The 19819-nt window shown below is 69.8% G+C and carries 19 protein-coding genes; 12 read left to right on the top strand and 7 right to left on the bottom strand.

Translation table 11 applies throughout. From position 1 onward, the window contains the following. Nucleotides 1-6 precede the first annotated feature (6 nt). A complete protein-coding gene (locus tag AB0K11_RS23780) occupies nt 7-1203 on the bottom strand; it encodes a cysteine desulfurase-like protein (RefSeq protein WP_264011543.1) in 1197 nt (398 codons plus the stop codon). 301 nt (nt 1204-1504) lie between these two features. Here AB0K11_RS23780 and AB0K11_RS23775 point away from each other — a divergent pair, with 301 nt between their 5' ends. The 5 genes from AB0K11_RS23775 to AB0K11_RS23755 all read left to right on the top strand — a co-directional run bounded on the left by AB0K11_RS23775 (nt 1505) and on the right by AB0K11_RS23755 (nt 5104). Next, nucleotides 1505-2008, top strand: coding sequence for a bacterial proteasome activator family protein (locus tag AB0K11_RS23775; RefSeq protein ID WP_364982782.1), 504 nt, complete (start codon nt 1505-1507; stop codon nt 2006-2008). Nucleotides 2009-2011: 3 nt separating this feature from the next. Beyond that, entirely contained in the window at nt 2012-2830 is an 819-nt protein-coding gene (locus AB0K11_RS23770) for an ABC transporter ATP-binding protein (RefSeq protein WP_364982779.1), read from the top strand. Then, complete coding sequence (locus AB0K11_RS23765) at nt 2823-3725, top strand: glycosyltransferase family 2 protein (RefSeq protein ID WP_364982777.1); 903 nt, start codon at nt 2823-2825, stop codon at nt 3723-3725. Before AB0K11_RS23770 ends, AB0K11_RS23765 begins: the two co-directional genes overlap by 8 nt. Then, complete coding sequence (locus AB0K11_RS23760; protein WP_364982774.1) at nt 3722-4552, top strand: ABC transporter permease; 831 nt, start codon at nt 3722-3724, stop codon at nt 4550-4552. The genes AB0K11_RS23765 and AB0K11_RS23760 overlap by 4 nt, the downstream gene beginning before the upstream one ends. An 81-nt stretch (nt 4553-4633) precedes the next feature. Next, a complete protein-coding gene (locus tag AB0K11_RS23755; protein WP_364982771.1) occupies nt 4634-5104 on the top strand; it encodes a DUF2834 domain-containing protein in 471 nt (156 codons plus the stop codon). Nucleotides 5105-5113: 9 nt separating this feature from the next. On the opposite strand, the gene AB0K11_RS23750 is transcribed toward AB0K11_RS23755, so the two are convergent. After that, nucleotides 5114-5893: an alpha/beta hydrolase gene (locus AB0K11_RS23750; protein ID WP_364982768.1), complete on the bottom strand. Its 780-nt coding sequence runs from the start codon at nt 5891-5893 to the stop codon at nt 5114-5116. A 152-nt stretch (nt 5894-6045) separates the two neighbouring features. Here AB0K11_RS23750 and AB0K11_RS23745 point away from each other — a divergent pair, with 152 nt between their 5' ends. Then, on the top strand, nt 6046-6414 hold the full coding sequence (locus AB0K11_RS23745) for a zf-TFIIB domain-containing protein (protein ID WP_364983161.1): 369 nt from the start codon (nt 6046-6048) through the stop codon (nt 6412-6414). On the opposite strand, the gene AB0K11_RS23740 is transcribed toward AB0K11_RS23745, so the two are convergent. Both AB0K11_RS23740 and AB0K11_RS23735 read right to left on the bottom strand, forming a co-directional pair. Next, entirely contained in the window at nt 6411-7190 is a 780-nt protein-coding gene (locus AB0K11_RS23740; protein WP_364982765.1) for a phosphotransferase, read from the bottom strand. The two genes, AB0K11_RS23745 and AB0K11_RS23740, sit on opposite strands and share 4 nt — an antisense overlap. Before the next feature lie 13 nt (nt 7191-7203). Then, nucleotides 7204-7686: a carboxymuconolactone decarboxylase family protein gene (locus AB0K11_RS23735; protein ID WP_364982762.1), complete on the bottom strand. Its 483-nt coding sequence runs from the start codon at nt 7684-7686 to the stop codon at nt 7204-7206. Between the two features lie 13 nt (nt 7687-7699). Here AB0K11_RS23735 and AB0K11_RS23730 point away from each other — a divergent pair, with 13 nt between their 5' ends. After that, on the top strand, nt 7700-9157 hold the full coding sequence (locus AB0K11_RS23730; protein ID WP_364983158.1) for a PLP-dependent aminotransferase family protein: 1458 nt from the start codon (nt 7700-7702) through the stop codon (nt 9155-9157). Nucleotides 9158-9192: 35 nt separating this feature from the next. Further along, nucleotides 9193-9588, top strand: coding sequence for a GtrA family protein (locus tag AB0K11_RS23725; RefSeq protein ID WP_364983155.1), 396 nt, complete (start codon nt 9193-9195; stop codon nt 9586-9588). Here the strand turns inward: AB0K11_RS23725 and AB0K11_RS23720 are convergent. Genes AB0K11_RS23720 through AB0K11_RS23710 form a run of 3 tightly spaced genes read right to left on the bottom strand, consistent with a single transcriptional unit; the run spans nt 9585 to nt 12285 of the window. Further along, the gene (locus AB0K11_RS23720; RefSeq protein ID WP_364982759.1) at nt 9585-9893 is read right to left on the bottom strand and encodes a type VII secretion target; all 309 of its coding nucleotides are present in this window, start codon (nt 9891-9893) and stop codon (nt 9585-9587) included. The genes AB0K11_RS23725 and AB0K11_RS23720 overlap by 4 nt on opposite strands. Beyond that, on the bottom strand, nt 9890-10426 hold the full coding sequence (locus tag AB0K11_RS23715; RefSeq protein ID WP_364982756.1) for an LppA family lipoprotein: 537 nt from the start codon (nt 10424-10426) through the stop codon (nt 9890-9892). The genes AB0K11_RS23720 and AB0K11_RS23715 overlap by 4 nt, the downstream gene beginning before the upstream one ends. After that, a complete protein-coding gene (locus AB0K11_RS23710; protein ID WP_364982753.1) occupies nt 10423-12285 on the bottom strand; it encodes an alpha/beta hydrolase in 1863 nt (620 codons plus the stop codon). The genes AB0K11_RS23715 and AB0K11_RS23710 overlap by 4 nt, the downstream gene beginning before the upstream one ends. 74 nt (nt 12286-12359) lie before the next feature. On the opposite strand from AB0K11_RS23710, the gene AB0K11_RS23705 reads away from it, so the two are divergent. From AB0K11_RS23705 to AB0K11_RS23690, 4 genes are all read left to right on the top strand, one after another. Continuing rightward, a complete protein-coding gene (locus AB0K11_RS23705) occupies nt 12360-13730 on the top strand; it encodes an FAD-binding oxidoreductase (RefSeq protein ID WP_364982750.1) in 1371 nt (456 codons plus the stop codon). Nucleotides 13731-13849: 119 nt separating this feature from the next. Continuing rightward, nucleotides 13850-14632 (top strand): decaprenylphospho-beta-D-erythro-pentofuranosid-2-ulose 2-reductase, encoded by a 783-nt coding sequence (locus AB0K11_RS23700; protein WP_364982747.1) that lies wholly within the window; start codon nt 13850-13852, stop codon nt 14630-14632. A gap of 65 nt (nt 14633-14697) precedes the next feature. Then, nucleotides 14698-16527 carry a galactan 5-O-arabinofuranosyltransferase gene (locus tag AB0K11_RS23695; protein WP_364983152.1) on the top strand — a complete coding sequence of 610 codons (1830 nt, stop codon included), beginning with the start codon at nt 14698-14700 and terminating at the stop codon, nt 16525-16527. Beyond that, the gene (locus tag AB0K11_RS23690) at nt 16520-19807 is read left to right on the top strand and encodes an arabinosyltransferase domain-containing protein (RefSeq protein ID WP_364982744.1); all 3288 of its coding nucleotides are present in this window, start codon (nt 16520-16522) and stop codon (nt 19805-19807) included. The genes AB0K11_RS23695 and AB0K11_RS23690 overlap by 8 nt, the downstream gene beginning before the upstream one ends. Nucleotides 19808-19819: the final 12 nt, after the last annotated feature.

Below are 19819 nucleotides of genomic sequence, written 5' to 3'. Positions count from 1 at the left end.
CGTGGCTCAGCCGAGCGAGGCCAGCGCGCGCACCAGCTGATCGACCTCGGCGGTGGTGCTGTAGTGCGCCAGCCCGATCGTCACGGCGCCGCCGATGTCGTTGACGCCGATGACGTCGAGCACCCGCGAGTTGGCGTTCGCGATGGCGAGCACGCCGTTGTCGGCCAGCCGCTGCACCACCCGCTCGGCGGGCACGTCGCGTACCGCGAAGCTGAGCACCGGGATGCGCACCTCGGGACGGCCGATGACCATCACCAGGGGCAGTGACCGCAGCGAGACGAGCAGGTAGTCGAACAGCCGGTTCAGGTACGACGTCGCCGATTGCATGGACAGCGAGAGTCTTTCGCGGCGGGAACCGCTGGCCGACTCGTCGAGCGACGCCAGGTACTCGACGCTGGCCACCACCCCGGCGAGCATGCCGAACTGGTGCGTGCCCATCTCCAGCCGCGCGGCGCCGGTGGCATAGGGATTCAGCGACACCGAACTGAACGAGTCGATCGTCGACGGGTCGCGGAACACCAGCGCGCCGATCGGCGGTCCGCCCCACGCCAGGGCGTTCACCGCCACCACGTCGGCCTCGATCTCCTCGATGTCGATCAGCCGGTACGGCGCGGCGGCCGAATGATCCACCACGACGAGCCCGCCGACCTCGTGCACGAGCTTGGTGACCGCACGCAGATCGGTGACGGTGCCCAGGGTCGACGACCCGGACGCGATCGCGACCAGCCGGGTGGGCCTGCTGATCAGCCCCTCCCACTGCCACGCGGGCAGCTCCCCGGTCTCGATGTCGACCTCGGCCCACTTCACCTTGGCGCCGTAGCGGTTGGCCGCACGCAACCACGGCGCGATGTTGGCCTCGTCGTCGAGCCGGGTGACCACGACTTCGTATCCGAGGCCGACCCGTGCCGACGACGCGTCGGCCAGTGAGGACAGCAGCAGCGCGCGGTCGGCGCCGAGCACCACCCCGCGCGGGTCGGCGTTCACGAGGTCGGCGATGGCCTGCCGGGCCGCGTCCAGAACGGCGGCGCTGCGGCGGGCGGACGGATGCGGACCGACGGTGGTGGAGATCGAGCCGCGGAAGGCCGTGGACACCGTCGTTGCCACCGAGTCCGGCAGCAGCATCCCGTGCTGGGCGTCGAAATGCACCCAGCCGTCGCCCAGCGACGGGTGCAGACCACGCACCCGGGCGACGTCGTATGCCATGCCAGCCACCTTAAAGGGTCCGTGAATCCCGACAACCGGCTCGAAGCCGGTGGGCGCACGGCCGTCGCCTGCCGATGCCTGACGACATCCCCGAGGCGCGCCTGGGCCGGACGCCTGGGCAGCAATAGTAATGCAGGAAGCTTGCGCTTCGGGGTGCTAATCGCTCGGTCGTTGCTGGTGGCCCATGGCGCGCAGGTCGCAGCGGGCCGTCCCGGACATCGGGGCGGCGTGGACGCGGACTACTGTCGCAGGCGACGACCAGAGTCAGCGTGAGACAGGGAATGCAGGGAACCTCAGGGACATGACTATGAGCTCCGACGACGACAACATCGAGATCATCGGTGGTCCGGACGGCGACTCCGGCGACAACGACAGGTCACTGACGGACCTGGTGGAGCAGCCGGCGAAGGTGATGCGCATCGGCACGATGATCAAGCAGCTGCTCGAGGAGGTGCGCGCGGCGCCGCTCGACGACGCCAGCCGCAACCGGCTGCGCGACATCCACCAGACCAGCATCCGCGAACTCGAGGAGGGCCTGGCGCCGGAGCTGCGCGACGAACTCGACCGGCTCACGCTGCCGTTCCAGGAGGGCACGCCGTCGGACGCCGAGCTGCGCATCGCGCAGGCACAGCTGGTGGGCTGGCTGGAGGGGCTGTTCCACGGCATCCAGACCGCGCTGTTCGCCCAGCAGATGGCCGCCCGTCAGCAGCTCGAGCAGATGCGTCAGGGTGCGCTGCCGCCGGGTATCGCGGTGCCGGGACAGCGCGGCGGGCCGACGCAGCCCGGGACCGGGCAGTACCTCTAGGCCGTGACCGGTTTCTCCGAGCCGCGCATCGAGACGCGTAACGCGTGGGTGGAGTTCCCCATCTTCGACGCGAAGTCGCGCTCGCTGAAGAAGGCGTTCCTGGGCAAGGCCGGCGGGACGATCGGCCGGAACTCGTCGAACGTCGTGGTGATCGAGGCGCTGCGGGACATCACCATGTCACTGGAGCACGGCGACCGCGTCGGCCTGGTCGGCCACAACGGGGCGGGCAAGTCGACGTTGTTGCGGCTGCTGTCGGGCATCTACGAACCCACCCGCGGCTCGACCACCGTCACCGGCCGGGTGGCGCCGGTGTTCGACCTCGGCGTCGGCATGGACCCGGAGATCTCCGGATACGAGAACATCATCATCCGCGGCCTGTTCCTCGGCCAGACACGCAAGCAGATGATGGCCAAGGTCGACGAGATCGCCGAGTTCACCGAGCTCGGCGAGTACCTGTCGATGCCGCTGCGCACCTACTCCACCGGCATGCGGGTGCGGCTCGCGATGGGCGTCGTCACCAGCATCGACCCCGAGATCCTGCTGCTCGACGAGGGCATCGGCGCGGTGGACGCCGATTTCCTGCGCAAGGCGCAGACCAGGTTGGCGGCCCTGGTGGAGCGGTCGGGAATCCTGGTGTTCGCCAGCCACTCCAACGAGTTCCTGGCCCGGCTGTGCAAGACCGCGATGTGGGTGGACCACGGCACGATCAAGATGACCGGCGGCATCGAGGACGTGGTGCGCGCCTACGAGGGTGAGGACGCCGCGCGGCACGTGCGCGAGGTGCTCGAGGAGGAGCGCGCGCGAGAGGACGCACGTGACTGAACTAGTGGTCGCGGTGGTGGTCACCCACCGGCGCCCCGATCCGCTGGCCCGGTCGCTCAAGGCGCTGGCCTCCCAGAGCCGCCCGCCGGACCACCTGATCGTCGTCGACAATGACTTCTCCGATTCGGACACCCACGTACGCGATCTGGTGACCGGTCAGCCGGTGCCGTCGACCTATCTGGGCTCACGCCGAAACCTCGGCGGTGCAGGGGGATTCGCGCTCGGCATGCTGCATGCACTGGCACTGGGCGCCGACTGGGTGTGGCTGGCCGACGACGACGGCCGGCCTGCGGACGCCGACGTGCTGGCCACCCTGATGGCCTGCGCCGCCCGGCATTCGCTCGGCGAGGTGTCGCCGATGGTGTGCGACATCGACGACCCGTCGCGACTGGCCTTCCCGCTGCGCCGCGGGCTGGTGTGGCGGCGGCGGGTGGACGAACTGCGCGTCGACGGCAGCGGCGACCTGCTCGAGGGCATCGCGTCGCTGTTCAACGGGGCGCTGCTGTCCGCGGCCACCGTGGAGGCGGTCGGGGTTCCGGACCTGCGGCTGTTCGTCCGGGGCGACGAGGTGGAGGTGCACCGCAGGCTGGTTCGCTCCGGCATCCGGTTCGGTACCTGCCTGGACACCAGCTATCTGCACCCGTGTGGCAGCGACGAGTTCAAACCCATCCTCGGCGGGCGCATGCACACCCAGTACCCCGACGACGACACCAAGCGGTTCTTCACCTACCGCAACCGCGGCTACCTGCTGTCGCAACCCGGCCTGCGCAAGCTGCAGGCGCAGGAGTGGGTGCGGTTCGGCTGGTTCTTCCTGGTGTCGAAGCGGGATCCGGCGGGCCTGCGCGAATGGGTGCGGCTGCGCCGGTTGGGCCGACGCGAAAGGTTTTCTCGATGACGTTCACCGACGCGGCGGCCCAGTCGCGGACCTTCGGCAGGGCGTGGGGCGATCTGGCCGGCGGCTTCGGCAAGCGCGAGCTGTGGCTGCAGCTCGGCTGGCAGGACATCAAGCAGCGGTACCGCCGGTCGGTGCTGGGCCCGTTCTGGATCACGATCGCCACGGGCGCCACCGCCGTCGCGATGGGGCTGCTGTACTCCAAGCTGTTCAAGCTCGAACTGGCCGAACACCTGCCCTACGTGACGATGGGGCTGATCGTCTGGAACCTGATCAACGCCGCGATCCTCGAGGGATCCGAGGTCTTCATCGCCAATGAAGGTCTGATCAAACAGCTTCCGACGCCGCTCTCGGTGCACGTGTATCGGCTGGTGTGGCGGCAGCTCATCCTGTTCGGCCACAACATGATCATCTTCGTGATCATCGCGATGATCTATCCGAAGCCGTGGCACTGGACGGACCTCGCGGTCATCCCGGCGCTGTTCCTGATCGTGCTCAACTGCATCTGGGTGTCGCTGTGCTTCGGCATCCTGGCCACCCGCTACCGCGACATCGGGCCGCTGCTCGCCTCGCTGGTGCAGCTGCTGTTCTTCATGACGCCGATCATCTGGAACGAGGCGACGCTGCAGCAGCAGGGTGCGGGCAATTACGCCCGCCTCGTCGAGCTGAACCCGCTGCTGCACTACCTCGACATCGTGCGCGCGCCGCTGCTCGGCGCCGATCAGGAGTTGCGGCACTGGCTGGTGGTGATCGTGCTGACCGTCATCGGCTGGATCATGGCGGCGTTGGCCATGCGGCAGTACCGCGCGCGGGTGCCGTACTGGGTCTGAGGTCGACTACCGCTCGTCGTGAGTCCATCACTTTCGGCAAATCGCTGTCAGCCCAGGTTCGGTCCGCCCTAGCGTGAGGCCATGTCGACTCCTGATCATGCCGACCAAGCATCATCGATCTCGTCGCTCCCGTCGTCTCGCAAGATGCTCTGTGTCGTCTACGCCGTCATCGCTGTCGCCGCGCTCATCGCGACGGGGAGCCAGAATCTGGCGTACTTCGATGAGCCGGCTCGCTACCTGCACGACTTCACGAACGACCTGAAGGTCACACCGGCATCGCGCTTGTTCACGGCGGACGTACTACTTCTGGGCCTCGCTGCCTCGATTCTGATGGTGGTCGAGGCCAGGAAGCACGATGTCAGGTTCGTTTGGCTCTATATCGTGGGGGGACTCGCGATAGCGATCAGCGTTACCTTTCCCCTCTTCCTGATCGCCCGCGAATTGCGTATGGGCCCATCGGAAGCGCCACGCGTTCACACAACAGACAAGATCCTGCTCGCGGTTGTCGCCGCGTTGATCGTGGGCCTGACCATCTGGGTAGACGTGGGGTGAGAACCCGAGTCATTGCCCGCCCGTCGCGGCCAGAATGGTGTGGGCCACCAGTTCGGGATTGTCGATCATGGGGACATGCCCGACCCCGGGCAGCGTCGTGAATGACGCCTGCGGAATCCGTTCGCGAGCGATTGCGTCGCACGCCGGCACCCGAAGCACTGCATCGTCGCCACACCATGCGATGGTGATCGGGCATGGCACCGGATTGAGCGGCGCAAGATGTTCGCCGGACCCGAGAAGGTCATCGACGTCGACGGTGCAGCCAATGATGTCCTCGATAGCCGCAACGCTCTGCGCCGCGGTGATCCGGTCTGCATGACGAGCTGCGTTGCGCAAGCCGAGTCGGCGCACAGTCGCCGACTTCATCGCGAGCGCCGCGACGGGACGGACGGGACGGGCAAGGCGCCCCATCGTCACGAATCCGTGAATCTGCTTCTTCGTGTGGGCTTGTGCTTCGTCCCCCGGCGACCAAAAGCCTGCCGGGGCCAACGCACATACCGTTGCCGCGCGGCCGCGCCGAGCCAACTCGATGGCCATCCAACCGCCCAGCGAGAGACCCACAAGATGTGGTCGTTCGAGACCGCGCTCGTCCAGGTAACGCTCGAGGGCGTCGACCAACTCGCTGACCGTGGCCGGGGAGCGCGCTAAGGCCGGCCCGCCGTGGTGACCGGCAGTGGTCGGTGTGTACACCTGGTGGCGGTCGGACAACAGCGGCACCACGTCTTGCCAAGCGTTCCCTGACATGAGAATGCCGTGCATCAGCACCAGGGCTGAGCTGCCGTCCGCCATGAGCCGAGTTTGACAGCGAACTGGTAGCGACGGTTGAGCTTCACCGATTCACGATTTCCCGTCCGCTCCCCGAGAGCGGAACGTCAGCTGAACGCTGCCATTCCGGCGTACAGGCACTTCTCAGGCTTCCCCGCCGTTGTCGACATATGAGCATTCCGCCATATGAACCGCCGCCGTCCGCGTCGTCGCCCGGTGCCGGCACCCCGCTGCTGTGCCCGAAGTGCGCAGGGGTCATGAAGACCTACGAGCGCAACGGCATTCACCTGGAGCAGTGCGACACCTGCCGGGGCATCTTCCTCGACTTCGGCGAGCTCGAGTCGCTGACCCAACTGGAGAACCGGTTCGCCGCGCCGCCGCCACCGCCCCAGCAGCAGGGCTACGGCCAGAGCTACCCGCAGGGCTACGGCCAAAGCTACGGCCAGGGCCACGGACACGGCTACGACCAGGGGCCGGGCTGGGGCCACCGCGGCAACAAGCGCTACCGCAAGCAGGGCTTCGGCGGGCTGTTCTTCTCGAGCTAGCGCGTCACCATCCGGGCGCAGGCCGCCAGCAGCAGGTCGTCGTCGGGCCGGTTGGCGGCGGCATGCACGACGGCCGCGCGGGCGAACGGTTCGAGCACCGGCCACGGATCTGCGGGCGCCGCGGGGAGCGCGACGCCGCCGGCGTCCCGGTAGGCGTCGAGGAACGCCGCCCAGTCCGCATCCGGGATCAGCCCCGCCGCCCAGAACCCGGCCGGCCGGGCGAGGTCCCATGCGGGGTCGCCGACCCCGAGGTCGTCGATGTCGATCAGCAGCCACGGCGAGTCCGGCGTGCGGCGGCCGAGCTGGCCGAGGTGCCAGTCGCCGTGCACCAGCACCGCGGGCCGGTCGGCGCTGCCTGCCCGCCACGCCGCGTCGGGCAGCGCAGCCGCCGCCGCGTACACGACACCCCCGCCGAGCCGGCGCGCCCGGCCCACCGATCGGCGCAACCGGGCGGGCCAGCCGTGCGGCAGCCGGCGCTCCGGCCCGAGCGGCGGCTCGGCGTGCAGTGTCGCCAACAGCCGGGCGGCGGCCACCCACGGCAATCGGTCCGGTTCCTGCGCAACGGTTTCCACCCGCGGCCAGCGTGTGCGCCAGCGGTCCCCCACCGGGTCCGGATGGTCGCGCAGCGGCGCGAGCAGACAGCCCGGCCCCGGCCCGGCGAGCCGGGTTGCCGCGCGCAGGCGGACGGTCAACGCCCTCGGGTCCGTCCCGGCCCGGTGCAGCTTGTGCACGACGTCGCCGACGACGTCGATCTGCGCACCGGACCGGGTCAGCACCCGTCCACCGTAATCAGCGTCGCGGCAGCGGGTTCGGCGCGGCGAGGTTGATCCGGTTCCACGCGTTGATGGTCACCGCCATCGCGATCACCTGCGCCAGTTCACGCTCGGTGAACACCTCGGCCGCATGGTCGTAGACCTCGTCGGGCACCTGCCCGTGATGGGCCACCTCGGTGACCGCCTCGGCCAGCGCCAGAGCGGCCCGCTCGCGGTCGTCGAACAGGTCGCCCGCCTCCTCCCAGGCGGCGATCAGGGCCAATCGCTGCTCGGTCTCGCCGAGCTTGCGGGCGTCGTGGACGTGCATGTCCAGGCAGAAGGCGCACCGGTTGATCTGCGAGGCACGGATCTTCACGAGTTCGCCGATGATCGGTTCGACGTCCTTGGCCGAAGCGTTCGACAGCTGCATCATCGCTTCGTAGATCTCGGGTGCGGCCTTGAACATCTTGATGCGGTTCGGCTTGTGGTCGATGGTGGCGGTGTCGAGTGTCTGTGTCATGCCGCCAACGCTAATGCGGAAAAGCCCATCTTCATGGTTCAATCCGACGGTGACTTCGTGGGCCAATTATGGGGCGCGCGACCTACACCTGGACCTGCGTGCGGTGCGCCCCGGCTCCCGCGGCGTGCGCGACCAGCTGATCGGCGCGCTGCGCGATGCCGTGCGTTCCGGGCGGCTGGCTGCCGGCACGATGCTGCCGCCGTCGCGCACACTGGCCGGCGACCTCGGACTGGCCCGCAACACCGTGGCGGAGGCGTATGCAGAGCTGACCGCGGAGGGCTGGCTCGCCTCCCGGCAGGGCGCAGGCACCTGGGTGGTCACCACGAACGCGCGCCGCCTGCCCACCCGGCCGCGCGGGACACCCGGTGTGCCCCGGCACAACCTGCTGCCCGGCTCGCCCGACGTCGCCCAGTTCCCGCGGTCGGCCTGGCTGGCGTCCGCGCGCCGGGCGCTGACCGCCGCGCCCAACGAGGCGTTGCGGATGGGCGACGCCCGCGGCAGGCCCGAACTGCGCGAGGCACTCGCCGACTACCTGGCCCGCGTGCGCGGGGTCCGCGCCTCTGCCGAGACGATCGTCATCACCGCGGGCGCGCGGCACGGCGTCGAACTGCTCACCCGGGTGTTCTCCCGCGCATCGCCGGGCAGGCCGATCGCCGTCGAGGCCTACGGCCTGTTCATCTTCCGCGACGCCATCGAGGCGCTCGGCGTCCCCACCGTCCCGATCGGCCTCGACGCCGACGGCGCCCGGGTCGGCGAGCTCGACGGCGTCGACACCCCCGCGGTGCTGCTCACCCCGGCGCACCACAATCCGCACGGCATGTCGCTGCACCCGGCGCGGCGCACCGCCGTCGTCGACTGGGCTCAGCGCACCGGCGGCTACCTGATCGAGGACGACTACGACGGGGAGTTCCGCTACGACCGCCAGCCCGTCGGCGCCGTGCACAGCCTCGGCCCCGACCGCGTCGTCTACGTCGGCTCGGCCAGCAAGAGCCTGTCCCCGGCGCTGCGGCTGGGCTGGATGGCGCTGCCCGACGACCTCGTCGAGCCGGTGCTCGACGCCGCGGGCGGCGAACAGTTCTACGTCGACGCCATCGCGCAGCTCACCATGGCCGACTTCATCACCAGCGGCCAGTACGACCGGCACATCCGCCGGATGCGGCTGCGCTACCGCCACCGCCGCGACGCGCTGGTGGAGCGGCTCGCCCCGTTCGATGTCGGCGTCCGCGGGATGTCGGCCGGGATCAACCTGCTGCTCACCCTGCCCGACGGCACCGAACACGAGGTGCTGCGCCGGGCCGGCGAAGCGGGCGTCGGCGTATCGGGCCTGACCCGGATGCGGCATCCGCTGGCCGGACCCGACGTGCCGGAACCGGACGGCGTCATCGTCGGCTTCGGCACGCCTGCCGACCACGCGTTCCCGGCCGCGGTGGACGCGCTGTGCGGCGTCCTCACCGAGACGCTGCGGCGGTAGCCACCCCGTAAGCTGCCCGGGTGGCCGAACCCCCGATGCCGCCAGGCATGTCGCTGCGCACCCAGGTCTGGCGCTTCCTCGTCACCGGCGGGCTGTCGGCGGTCGTGGACTTCGGCCTCTACGTGCTGCTGCTGGAGTTCGGTCTGCACGTCAACGTCGCCAAGACGCTGAGCTTCATCGCGGGCACCACCACCGCCTACCTGATCAACCGCCGCTGGACGTTCCAGGCGCCGCCGAGCCGGGCGAGGTTCCTCGCGGTGTGCGCGCTGTACGCCACCACCTACGTCGCGCAGGTCGGCATCAACTACGCGTTCTTCACGCTCCTGGAAGACAAGGCGTGGCGGGTGCCGGTCGCCTTCGTGATCGCCCAGGGCACGGCGACGGTGATCAACTTCGTGGTGCAGCGGACGGTCATTTTCCGGCTGCGCTAGTCGGTGCCGCCGACGGTGCTGTCCAGAGCTTCCCCACCCTCGTGGTCCTGCTGGTTGTAGACGTCCGCCGCCGCGCGCAGCTTGTCACCGAGTCCGGTGAGGTCGGTGCGCAGCCGCTCGGCCTGCGCCTCGAGGATGCCGACGAACTTCGAGAAGCCCGGCGTGCCCGCCTGTTTCCACGCCGCCGTCTGACCGGAGATGCTGTCGGCCACGCCGGAGCGACTCGACGCCGCCTCCTGCGCCACGACGCTCATCTGGTCGGCCGAGCGGCGCACCTCGGCGGTGTCGACCTCGATCTCACTCACCGGATGCCCTCGGGGGCCGGGCGGCGGCACGCGACGTAACCCTTGATCAACGACGCCTCCTTGGACCCCAGGCGCAGGGTGCGGCCGTCGTCGCTGCTGATCCGGACGTCGTGGTTGAACGACGAGTCCACCATCGGCGAGACGTTGGTCAATCCCTCCGCAGCCACCACCCGCTGCACCGCGGGGAACACCAGGCCCCACTGCGCGTCGTCGAAGGAGATGTCGGAGATCATGTTCTGGGTGCTGACCGACAGCCCCTTCTGCCCGGTGGCCTCCTGCGTGCAGTCGGCCCAGTTCTCGTCGCGGTTCCACCGCCACGGCGCGCTCTCGGGAACCAGCCGGATCACCTCGTCGCGGACCCGCTCGATCAGGTCGACCATCTGCAGCCGGGCCTGCTCGGCGTCCGGAAGGTCGGCGAGTGCGGTCACGGGCACCTCCTCTGTCGCGCCCGGCGAGTCGCCATCGGCGCCGTCTCCCCCGCAGCCCGCCGCCACGAGCACGGTGAGCAGCAGGGCCAGGAATGTCTTGGTCATCGCACCAGCCTGCTCTCCCCGTCCTTGAGCGGAACGTCCGCCAGCCCACCACCGATGATCGCAAGGTTGTAGGCCGGTGTGCGCAGCTGGTCCTCGTCGTATCCCGGGACCTCGACCGGGCGGGGGTAGTCCGAGTGGGCGACCGCGCCGGGGCGGGGCACGCCGTCGTGGGTGACGGCAGCCTCCGACGACAGCTGTTCGAGCGGCAGCGTGAGCGGATTGGGTCCGAATGCGCCCAGGTCGCCCGCCGACGGATAGGGAATGCCCCATTTCGACGGGTCACCGGAGATCGGGTCGCCGGGCGCCGACATCACGTAGGCGTGGCCGTTGGCGAGAAAGAGGTCCGACTCGTCACTGATCGGCACGTGCGTCTGGTACGGCACGTTGCCGTGGTACTCGGTGGTGGTCTCGTCGGTGAAGCCGAGGCCCGGCGACCCGTAGAACGCCGCGTTGTCGACCACACCGGTCTCGCCGAGTTCGTTGAGCGCCTGCGCCGTGGTCAGCGAGCCGTAGGAGTGGCCGAAGGCCGACAGGTTCACGTCCGCACCGTGCTCGTTGGTCGCGTTGATGCCGCGGTAGAACTCGGCGAGATCCGGTGCGGCCTCGTTGGCCCTGCGGTCGGAGCCCGCCTCCAGGATCGAGATGTCGTCGGCCTGCGGCGGCTCGTACCCCAGCCAGGCGATGGTGGCGACCTCTTCGCCCTGCACGCCCGCGAGGTCCAGTTGGGTGGCTATCTCGGTGCGCAGAGCGCCGGCCTCGGTGACCATGCCGGGCACGCTGTCGAGCGTCGTCCCCACCCCGGGTGCGGTCACCGTGACGTGCTCGGCCGTGTCGGGGTTGCCCACCGCGACGGCGGCCCGCGGCTCGCGGCCCTCCGGGAACTCCAGCAGCATCAGGTACTTGGGCGGGTCCTTGTCGCTTCTCTGCGCCAGCGAGTCCTTCAGCCCCTGCAGCTCGGCCAGTCTGCCCTCACGGTCGGCCTTCATCCGGTTGTACTCCTGGACGGCACCCGCCGCGCCCCGGTCGGGCTTGATGCCCTGCTGTTGCAGATACTCCTGCAGGGTCGGCGGTAAAGCATCGACGTCGCGCTGCGCCTCGGCGAGCTCCCGGTCCAGTTCGGCCCTGTTCACCTCGTCACGCGCGGGCACCGGAACGCCGTCGCGGTCGCCGATCCACTCCGGGTGCTCCGCCTTGACCCTGTTCTGCTCGTCCGCGGACAGCCCCTCCCACCACGCTCTGACGTGTTCCGGCGTCACCCCCTCGCCCTCGGGCGGGGAGGGCGCCGACAGCCCGGAGTGGTCGCGGCCCATCTGCTGAGCAGCCGCGAAGTCCGTGGCCCCGTTGGCGGTGACGTCGCCCTCGGACAGGTTGGTGAACACCTCCGCACAGTCGGCGTCGACGTCCTCGGCCTGGTGGATCAATGCCTTGGCCCGGATCTCGAGGTTCTCGGCGATGTTCTTGAGCTCTTCGCGGGTCTCCGGAGAACCGTGGACGGTGACGTCGCCGTTGTCCGCCAGGGTGAGCATCCCTCCCTGCGCCGCGACCTCGGCGCGGATCCTGCCCAGCTCCGACTGGAGCTCAGTCACCGCCTTGCCGGTCTCCTCGGCCAGCTGCGCCACCGCACCGATCACCGCGGCGTCGTCGAGGACCTTGCCCTTGCTCTCGCCGATCTTGCCGCGGGCGGCCTCGGCGGCGGGGGAATCCCAGCCCGGCAGCCGGGAGATCAGGTCGAGGTCCGATGCGACGCCCTCGACGGTCTTGAGTTCGTCGTTGAGCTCGAAGGCAATGGACTGCAGGGCACCGACGTTCCACGAGTCGATGTCGCTCAGCTGCATGCCCGGGCTCCCCACCTCGGTCATCGAGATTACCGGCGGTGCCGCGGGGGTCGGCGCACCAATTCGGTGCCCGCGCCGCGGGCGGTACCCTCGTCTCGATGTCTGGGACAACGGGTGTGACGAGCAGGAAGCTGATGGGCTGGGCCCGAACGGCGCCCAGCGTGGCCCGCGTGCTGTCGACCCCGGAGCCCGACGAGATCGCCAAGGCGGTGGTCGAGGCCGGTGAGCGCGGCGTGATCGCCCGCGGACTCGGCCGCTCCTACGGCGACAACGCGCAGAACGGCGGCGGCCTCGTCGTCGACATGAATGCGCTGAACCGCATCCACTCGATGGATTCGGACACCCACGTCGTCGATGTGGACGGCGGGGTGAACCTCGACCAGCTCATGCGTGCCGCGCTGCCCCTCGGGCTGTGGGTGCCGGTGCTGCCCGGCACCCGGCAGGTCACCATCGGCGGTGCGATCGCCTGCGACATCCACGGCAAGAACCACCACAGCGCGGGCAGCTTCGGCAACCACGTCCGCTCGATGGACCTGCTGCTGGCCAACGGCGAGATCCGCACCATCACCCCGGACGGCGCGGACGCCGACCTGTTCTGGGCGACCGTCGGCGGGAACGGGCTGACCGGCATCATCCTGCGCGCGAGGATCGCGATGACGCCCACCGAGACGGCCTACTTCATCGCCGACGGTGACGTCACCAGCAGCCTCGACGAGACCATCGCCTTCCACAGCGACGGCAGCGAGAACAACTACACCTACTCGAGCGCCTGGTTCGACGCGATCAGCCCGCCGCCGAAGCTGGGCCGCGCGGCCATCTCCCGCGGCTCGCTGGCACGCCTCGACCAGCTGCCGGAGAAACTCCAGAAGAATCCGCTGAAATTCGATGCGCCGCAACTGCTCACGTTCCCCGACGTCTTTCCCAACGGGCTGGCCAACAAGTGGACGTTCGGGCCGATCGGCGAGCTGTGGTACCGCAAGTCGGGCACCTACCGCGCCAAGGTGCAGAACCTGACGCAGTTCTATCACCCGCTGGACATGTTCGGCGAGTGGAACCGGGCCTACGGCTCAGCGGGTTTCGGTCAGTATCAGTTCGTGGTGCCCACCGAGGCCGTCGACGAGTTCAAGGCGATCATCGTCGACATCCAGCGCTCCGGGCACTACTCGTTCCTCAACGTGTTCAAGCTGTTCGGTCCGGGCAACCAGGCGCCGCTGAGCTTCCCGATCCCCGGCTGGAACGTCTGCGTCGACTTCCCGATCAAGGCCGGGCTCAACGAGTTCCTCAACGGCCTCGACAAGCGGGTGCTCGAATTCGGCGGCCGGCTCTACACGGCCAAGGACAACCGCACCACCGCGGAGATGTTCCATGCCATGTACCCGCGGATCGACGAGTGGATCGCGGTGCGCCGCAGGGCGGATCCCGACGGCGTGTTCGTCTCGGACATGGCGCGCCGGCTCGAACTGCTGTAGCTCGGTTGCATCGGCGGCCGACTGGCAGGGACAGAAAATCGGGACCCGAAAGGCGGCACGGTACCCTCTTGACTGATTCGATCCGCCGATGACACACCCGACGCTGGGAGCTGTACTGCATGGTGCTCGACGCCGTAGGTAATCCGCAGACCATCCTGCTGCTCGGAGGTACGTCGGAGATCGGCCTGGCCATCTGCGAGCGCTACCTGCGCAACGCCCGCGCCCGCATCGTGCTGGCCGACCTGCCCGACCACCCCGGCAAGGACAGGGCGATCGAGTCCATGCGTGCCGCCGGTGCCCGGTCCGTCGAGTGGATCGACTTCGACGGGGTCGACACCGCAAGCCATCCCGGCGTGATCGACGCAGCCTTCGAGGGCGGCGACGTCGACGTCGCGATCGTGGCGTTCGGCCTGCTCGGCGACGCCGAGGAACTGTGGCAGAACCAGCGCAAGGCGGTGCAGATCGCCCAGATCAACTACACCGCAGCGGTGTCGGTCGGTGTCCTGCTCGGGGAGAGGATGCGCGCGCAGGGCTCCGGCCGGATCATCGCGATGAGCTCGGCGGCGGGCGAGCGGGTGCGGCGGTCGAACTTCGTATACGGATCCACCAAGGCCGGCCTGGACGGCTTCTACCTCGGCCTCGGAGAGGCGTTGCGCGAGTACGGTGTTCGGGTGCTGGTGATCCGACCCGGCCAGGTGCGGACGACGACGACCATCCGGCACTGGGAGGCCACCGGGGCCAAGGAGGCGCCGTTCACCGTCGACAAGGAGGACGTCGCCGAGCTGGCCGTCACGGCGTCGACCAAGGGCAAGGACCTCGTGTGGGCACCGGGGTTGTTCCGCTACGTGATGATGGTGCTGCGGCACATCCCGCGGCCGATCTTCCGCAAACTGCCGATCTGACGGTGGGCGGGAGCGGCGCGACCGGGGTGTCGGCAGTGCGCAGCGCGCTGGCCGTACTCGGTCAGATGGCGGTCGCCGCAGCGATCGCCGTGCTGGTGTCGGTGGTGTCGCTCGTCGCGATCGCACGCGTCGAATGGCCCGCCTACAACTCGTCCAATCAGCTGCACGCACTGACGACGGTCGGCCAGTTCGGTGCGCTGGCAGGGTTGTTCGCCGCCATCTGGCTGTGGCGGCGTGGCCGCAGGTTGATCGCCCGGCTGGCGGCGCAGGTGTTCCTTGCCGCATTCGCGGTGGTGACGCTGGCGATGCCGCTCGGCGCGACGAAGCTCTACCTGTTCGGCGTCTCCGTCGACCAGCAGTTCCGCACCGAGTACCTGACCCGCCTCACCGACACCGCGGGCCCGCACGACATGACCTACATCGGGCTGCCGCCGTACTACCCGTCGGGCTGGTTCTGGATCGGCGGCAGGCTGGCGGCGCTGACCGGCACCCCGGCCTGGGAGATGTTCAAGCCGTGGGCCATCACGTCGATCGCGATCGCGGTGGCGATCGCGCTGGCGCTGTGGGCGGCGATGATCCGCTTCGAGTACGCGGTGCTCGTCACCGCCGCGACCGCCGCGGTGATGCTCGCCTACTCGCCGGCCGAACCGTACGCCGCGGTGATCGCCGTGCTGCTGCCGCCGGTGTTCGTGCTGGGGTGGTCCGGGCTGCGGGGGCGAGAACGGGGCTGGGCGGCGGTGGTCGGCGTCGGGGTGTTCCTCGGCGTGGCCGCACTGTTCTACACACTGCTGTTCGGATTCGCCGCGTTCACGCTGGCGATCATGGGTGCGGCGCTCGCCGTGCACCGGCGCAGCTGGCGGCCGGTGCTGCGATTGGCCGTGATCGCCGTGCTGTCCGGCCTGATCGCGCTGATCCACTGGGGCCCGTACGTCATCGCCGCGGTGAAGGGGTCGCCTGCCGGCTCGGGGACCGCGCAGCACTACCTGCCCGCCGACGGCGCCCAGCTGTCGTTCCCGATGCTGAGCTTCACGATGCTCGGCGCGCTGTGCATGGTGGGCACCATCTGGCTGATCGTGCGGGCCCGCGTGTCGGTGCGGGCCGGTGCGCTGGCCGCCGCGGTGCTGGCGGTCTATGCCTGGTCGCTGCTGTCGATGCTGACCACACTCGCCGGCACCACGCTGCTGTCCTTCCGGCTGCAGCCGACACTGGTGGTGCTGCTGGCGGCGGCGGGCACGTTCGGCTTCATCGAGGGCGCCCGCGGACTCGCCGACAGCTTCTCCAGCAGGAGGCTGCTGGCCACGGCGACGGCGCTGGGTGCGATCGGCGCGTTGACGTTCACCCAGGACATCCCCGACGTGCTGCGGCCCGACATCACGGTGGCCTACACCGACACCGGCGGCGACGGCCAGCGCGCCGACCGCCGCCCGCCCGGAGCGGAGAAGCACTACCGCGAGATCGACGAGACCATCCTCGCGACCACCGGGCGGCCCCGCGACCAGACCGTGGTGCTGACCGCCGACTACAGCTTCCTGTCCTTCTACCCCTACTACGGCTTCCAGGGCCTGACGTCGCACTACGCCAACCCGCTCGCGCAGTTCGACAAACGCGCCGACGCCATCGAGAGCTGGGTGTCGCTGAGCAGCGCCGACCAGTTCGTCGAGGCCCTCGACGCGCTGCCGTGGGATCCGCCGACGGTTTTCCTGATGCGCCACGGCGGGCCGGGCGGGTCCTCGGACAGTTACACGCTGCGGCTGGCCTCCGACGTCTACCCCAACCAGCCCAACGTCCGCCGCTACCAGGTGGCGCTCGACGCGGCGCTGTTCGACGACCCGCGCTTCGAGGTCAGCGAGATCGGGCCGTTCGTCCTGGCGATCCGGAAACCGGTCGATGGCTGACACGGAATCCAGGCCACTAACATCAAGCCCCGTGGTCGGCAAGGCGGTGCGCAACGGTAACCACCGCACCGCGCGCATCATCGCGATCGTGGCCGGCCTGCTCGGCGCGGCGATGGCGATGGCCACCCCGCTGCTGCCGGTGGAGCAGACCACCGCGACACTCAACTGGCCGCAGAACGGCGTGCTGGAGAGCGTCAACGCCCCGCTGATCGGCTACGTCGCCACCGACCTCACCATCACCGTGCCCTGCCAGGCCGCCGCGGGACTGGTCGGTCCGCAGAACGCAGGTCGAACCGTGCTGGTGTCGACGGTGCCCAAGCAGGCGCCCAAGGCCATCGACCGCGGACTGCTCATCGAGCGGGTGGACAACAACCTGCTGGTGATCGTGCGCAACACGCCGGTGGTCAGCGCCCCGCTGTCGCAGGTGCTCGGGCCGGACTGCCGCGAACTCACCTTCACCGCGCACGCCGACAAGATCACCGGGGAGTTCGTCGGGCTAACCCGTGGACCGAACGCCACCGAACCCGGCGAAACCCCCGGTGCGCCATTGCGCGGCGAACGCGGCGGCTACGACTTCCGTCCCCAGATCGTCGGGGTGTTCACCGACCTGTCCGGCCGGGCGCCGCCGGGCCTGGAGTTCTCCGCGACCGTCGACTCCCGCTACAGCACCACGCCGACGCTGCTGAAGTCGCTGACGATGGTGCTCGGCGTGGTGCTGACGCTGGTCGCCCTCGGCGCCCTGCACGTCCTCGACACCGCCGACGGGATGCGGCACCGGCGCCTGCTGCCCGCCCGCTGGTGGCGGGTGAAGCCGCTGGACGGCCTGGTCACCGCGGTGCTGGTGTGGTGGCACTTCGTCGGCGCCAACACCGCCGACGACGGCTACATCCTCACCATGGCCCGGGTGTCCGAGCACGCCGGCTACATGGCGAACTACTACCGCTGGTTCGGCACCCCCGAGGCGCCGTTCGGCTGGTACTACGACCTGCTCGCGCTGTGGGCCCAGGTGAGCACCACCAGCGCCTGGGTGCGGCTGCCCACCCTGGTGATGGGGCTGCTGTGCTGGGCGCTGATCAGCCGTGAGGTGATCCCGCGGCTCGGCCACACGGTCAAGACCAGTCAGGCGGCGGCGTGGACGGCGGCCGGGCTGTTCCTGGCCTTCTGGCTGCCGCTGAACAACGGGCTGCGGCCGGAGCCGATCATCGCCCTCGGCATCCTGCTGACCTGGTGCTCGGTCGAGCGTGGCGTGGCCACCAGCAGGCTGCTCCCGGTTGCGATCGCCATCATCATCGGCGCGCTCACCCTGTTCTCCGGGCCCACCGGAATCGCCGCCGTCGGCGCCCTGCTCGTCGCGGTGGGCCCACTGAAAACCATTGTGGCGCGCCATGTCTCGCAATTCGGCTACCTGGCGCTGCTGGCGCCGATCCTGGCCGCGGCGACCGTCACCGTCATCCTGGTCTTCCGCGACCAGACGCTGGCCGCGGAGATCCAGGCCAGCTCCTTCAAGTCCGCGATCGGACCCAGCCTGAGCTGGTTCGACGAACACATCCGCTACGAGCGGCTGTTCACCCTCAGCCCCGACGGCTCGGTGGCACGCCGGTTCGCCGTGCTGACACTGCTGCTCGCCCTGGCGGTGTCGGTGGCGATGACGTTGCGCAAGGGCAGGATCCCCGGCACCGCGGCCGGGCCGAGCCGGCGCATCGTCGGCATCACGATCATCTCGTTCCTGGTGATGATGTTCACGCCGACCAAATGGACGCACCACTTCGGGGTGTTCGCCGGACTTGCCGGATCGCTCGGCGCGCTGGCGGCGGTCGCGGTGACGGCGGCGGCGATGCGTTCGCGGCGCAACCGGTCGATGTTCGCCGCGGCGGTGCTGTTCGTGATGGCGCTGTCGTTCGCCACCGTCAACGGCTGGTGGTACGTCTCGAACTTCGGCGTGCCGTGGTCGAACGCGTTCCCCGAGTGGAAGTTCGGATTCAGCACCATCCTGCTCGGGCTGGCGGTGCTCGCCCTGCTGGCGGCGGCCTGGTACCACTTCTCCGGCCGCGACACCTCACCCGATGCGGCCGGCCGGTTGCGTTGGCGACGAATCATGCAGTCGCCGTTGGCGATCGCCACCTGGCTGCTGGTGATGTTCGAGGTGGTCTCGCTGACGCTGGCGATGACCGACCAGTACCCGGCGTGGAGCAACGGCCGGTCCAACCTCGAGGCGCTGACCGGCAAGACGTGCGGGCTGGCCGACGACGTGATGGTGGAGCAGGACATCAACGCCGGGCTGCTGCAGCCGGTGGACGTTCCGGTGGGCGACGCCCTCGGTGCAGTCACCGACCAGGGCTTCGGCCCCAACGGCATCCCGACCGACGTGTCCGCCGACCCGGTGATGGACCAGCCCGGCTCGGCCAACTTCGCCGACACCCCCGAGGACAGCGGCCTGGAGACCGACGGCGAGGCCGGCACCGAGGGCGGCACCACGGCCAGGGCGGGCGTCAACGGTTCGCGGGCCCGGCTGCCCTACGGCCTCGATCCCGCCCGCACCCCGGTGCTCGGCAGCTGGCGCAGCGGCACCCAGCAGACGGCCGCTCTGCGCTCGGCGTGGTACCGGCTGCCGTCGCGCGACAGCGAGAAGGAGCCACCGCTGCTGGCCGTGGCGGCCGCGGGCCGCTTCGATCCCGGCGAGGTCGTCGTGCAGTGGGCCACCGACGCGGGCGCGGCCGCCGACGAGCCGGGCGGCGCCGTCGGGTTCGCCGACGTGGGCGCCTCCCCCGCCTGGCGCAATCTGCGGGCCCCGCTGGCGGCCATCCCACGGGAGGCCACCGTGATCCGCCTGGTCGCCACCGACGACGACCTCTCGCCGCAGCACTGGATCGCGCTGACCCCGCCCCGCATCCCGGAACTGCGCACCCTGCAGGACGTCGTCGGGTCGACCGACCCGGTGATGCTGGACTGGCTGGTCGGCATGGCGTTCCCGTGCCAGCGGCCGTTCTTCCACCGCAACGGCGTCACCGAGGTGCCGAAGTGGCGCATCCTGCCCGACCGGTTCGGCGCCGAGGCCAACTCGCCGGTGATGGACTACCTGGGCGGCGGACCGCTCGGCATCACCGAACTGCTGCTGCGTCCCGGCACCGTGCCCACCTATCTGCGCGACGACTGGTTCCGCGACTGGGGCGCCCTGCAGCGGCTCACGCCGTACTCCCCGAACGCACCGCAGGCCCGGCTGGACCTCGGCTCGGCGACCCGAAGCGGGTTGTGGAGCCCGGCACCGCTGCGCCTCTCCTGACCGCCAAGGACC

The organism is Mycobacterium sp. NPDC050551 (assembly GCF_040674075.1).
Taxonomy (GTDB): Bacteria; Actinomycetota; Actinomycetes; order Mycobacteriales; family Mycobacteriaceae; genus Mycobacterium.
Note: the sequence above shows the minus strand (reverse complement) of the source record. Positions and strands in the feature narration are given on the sequence as shown.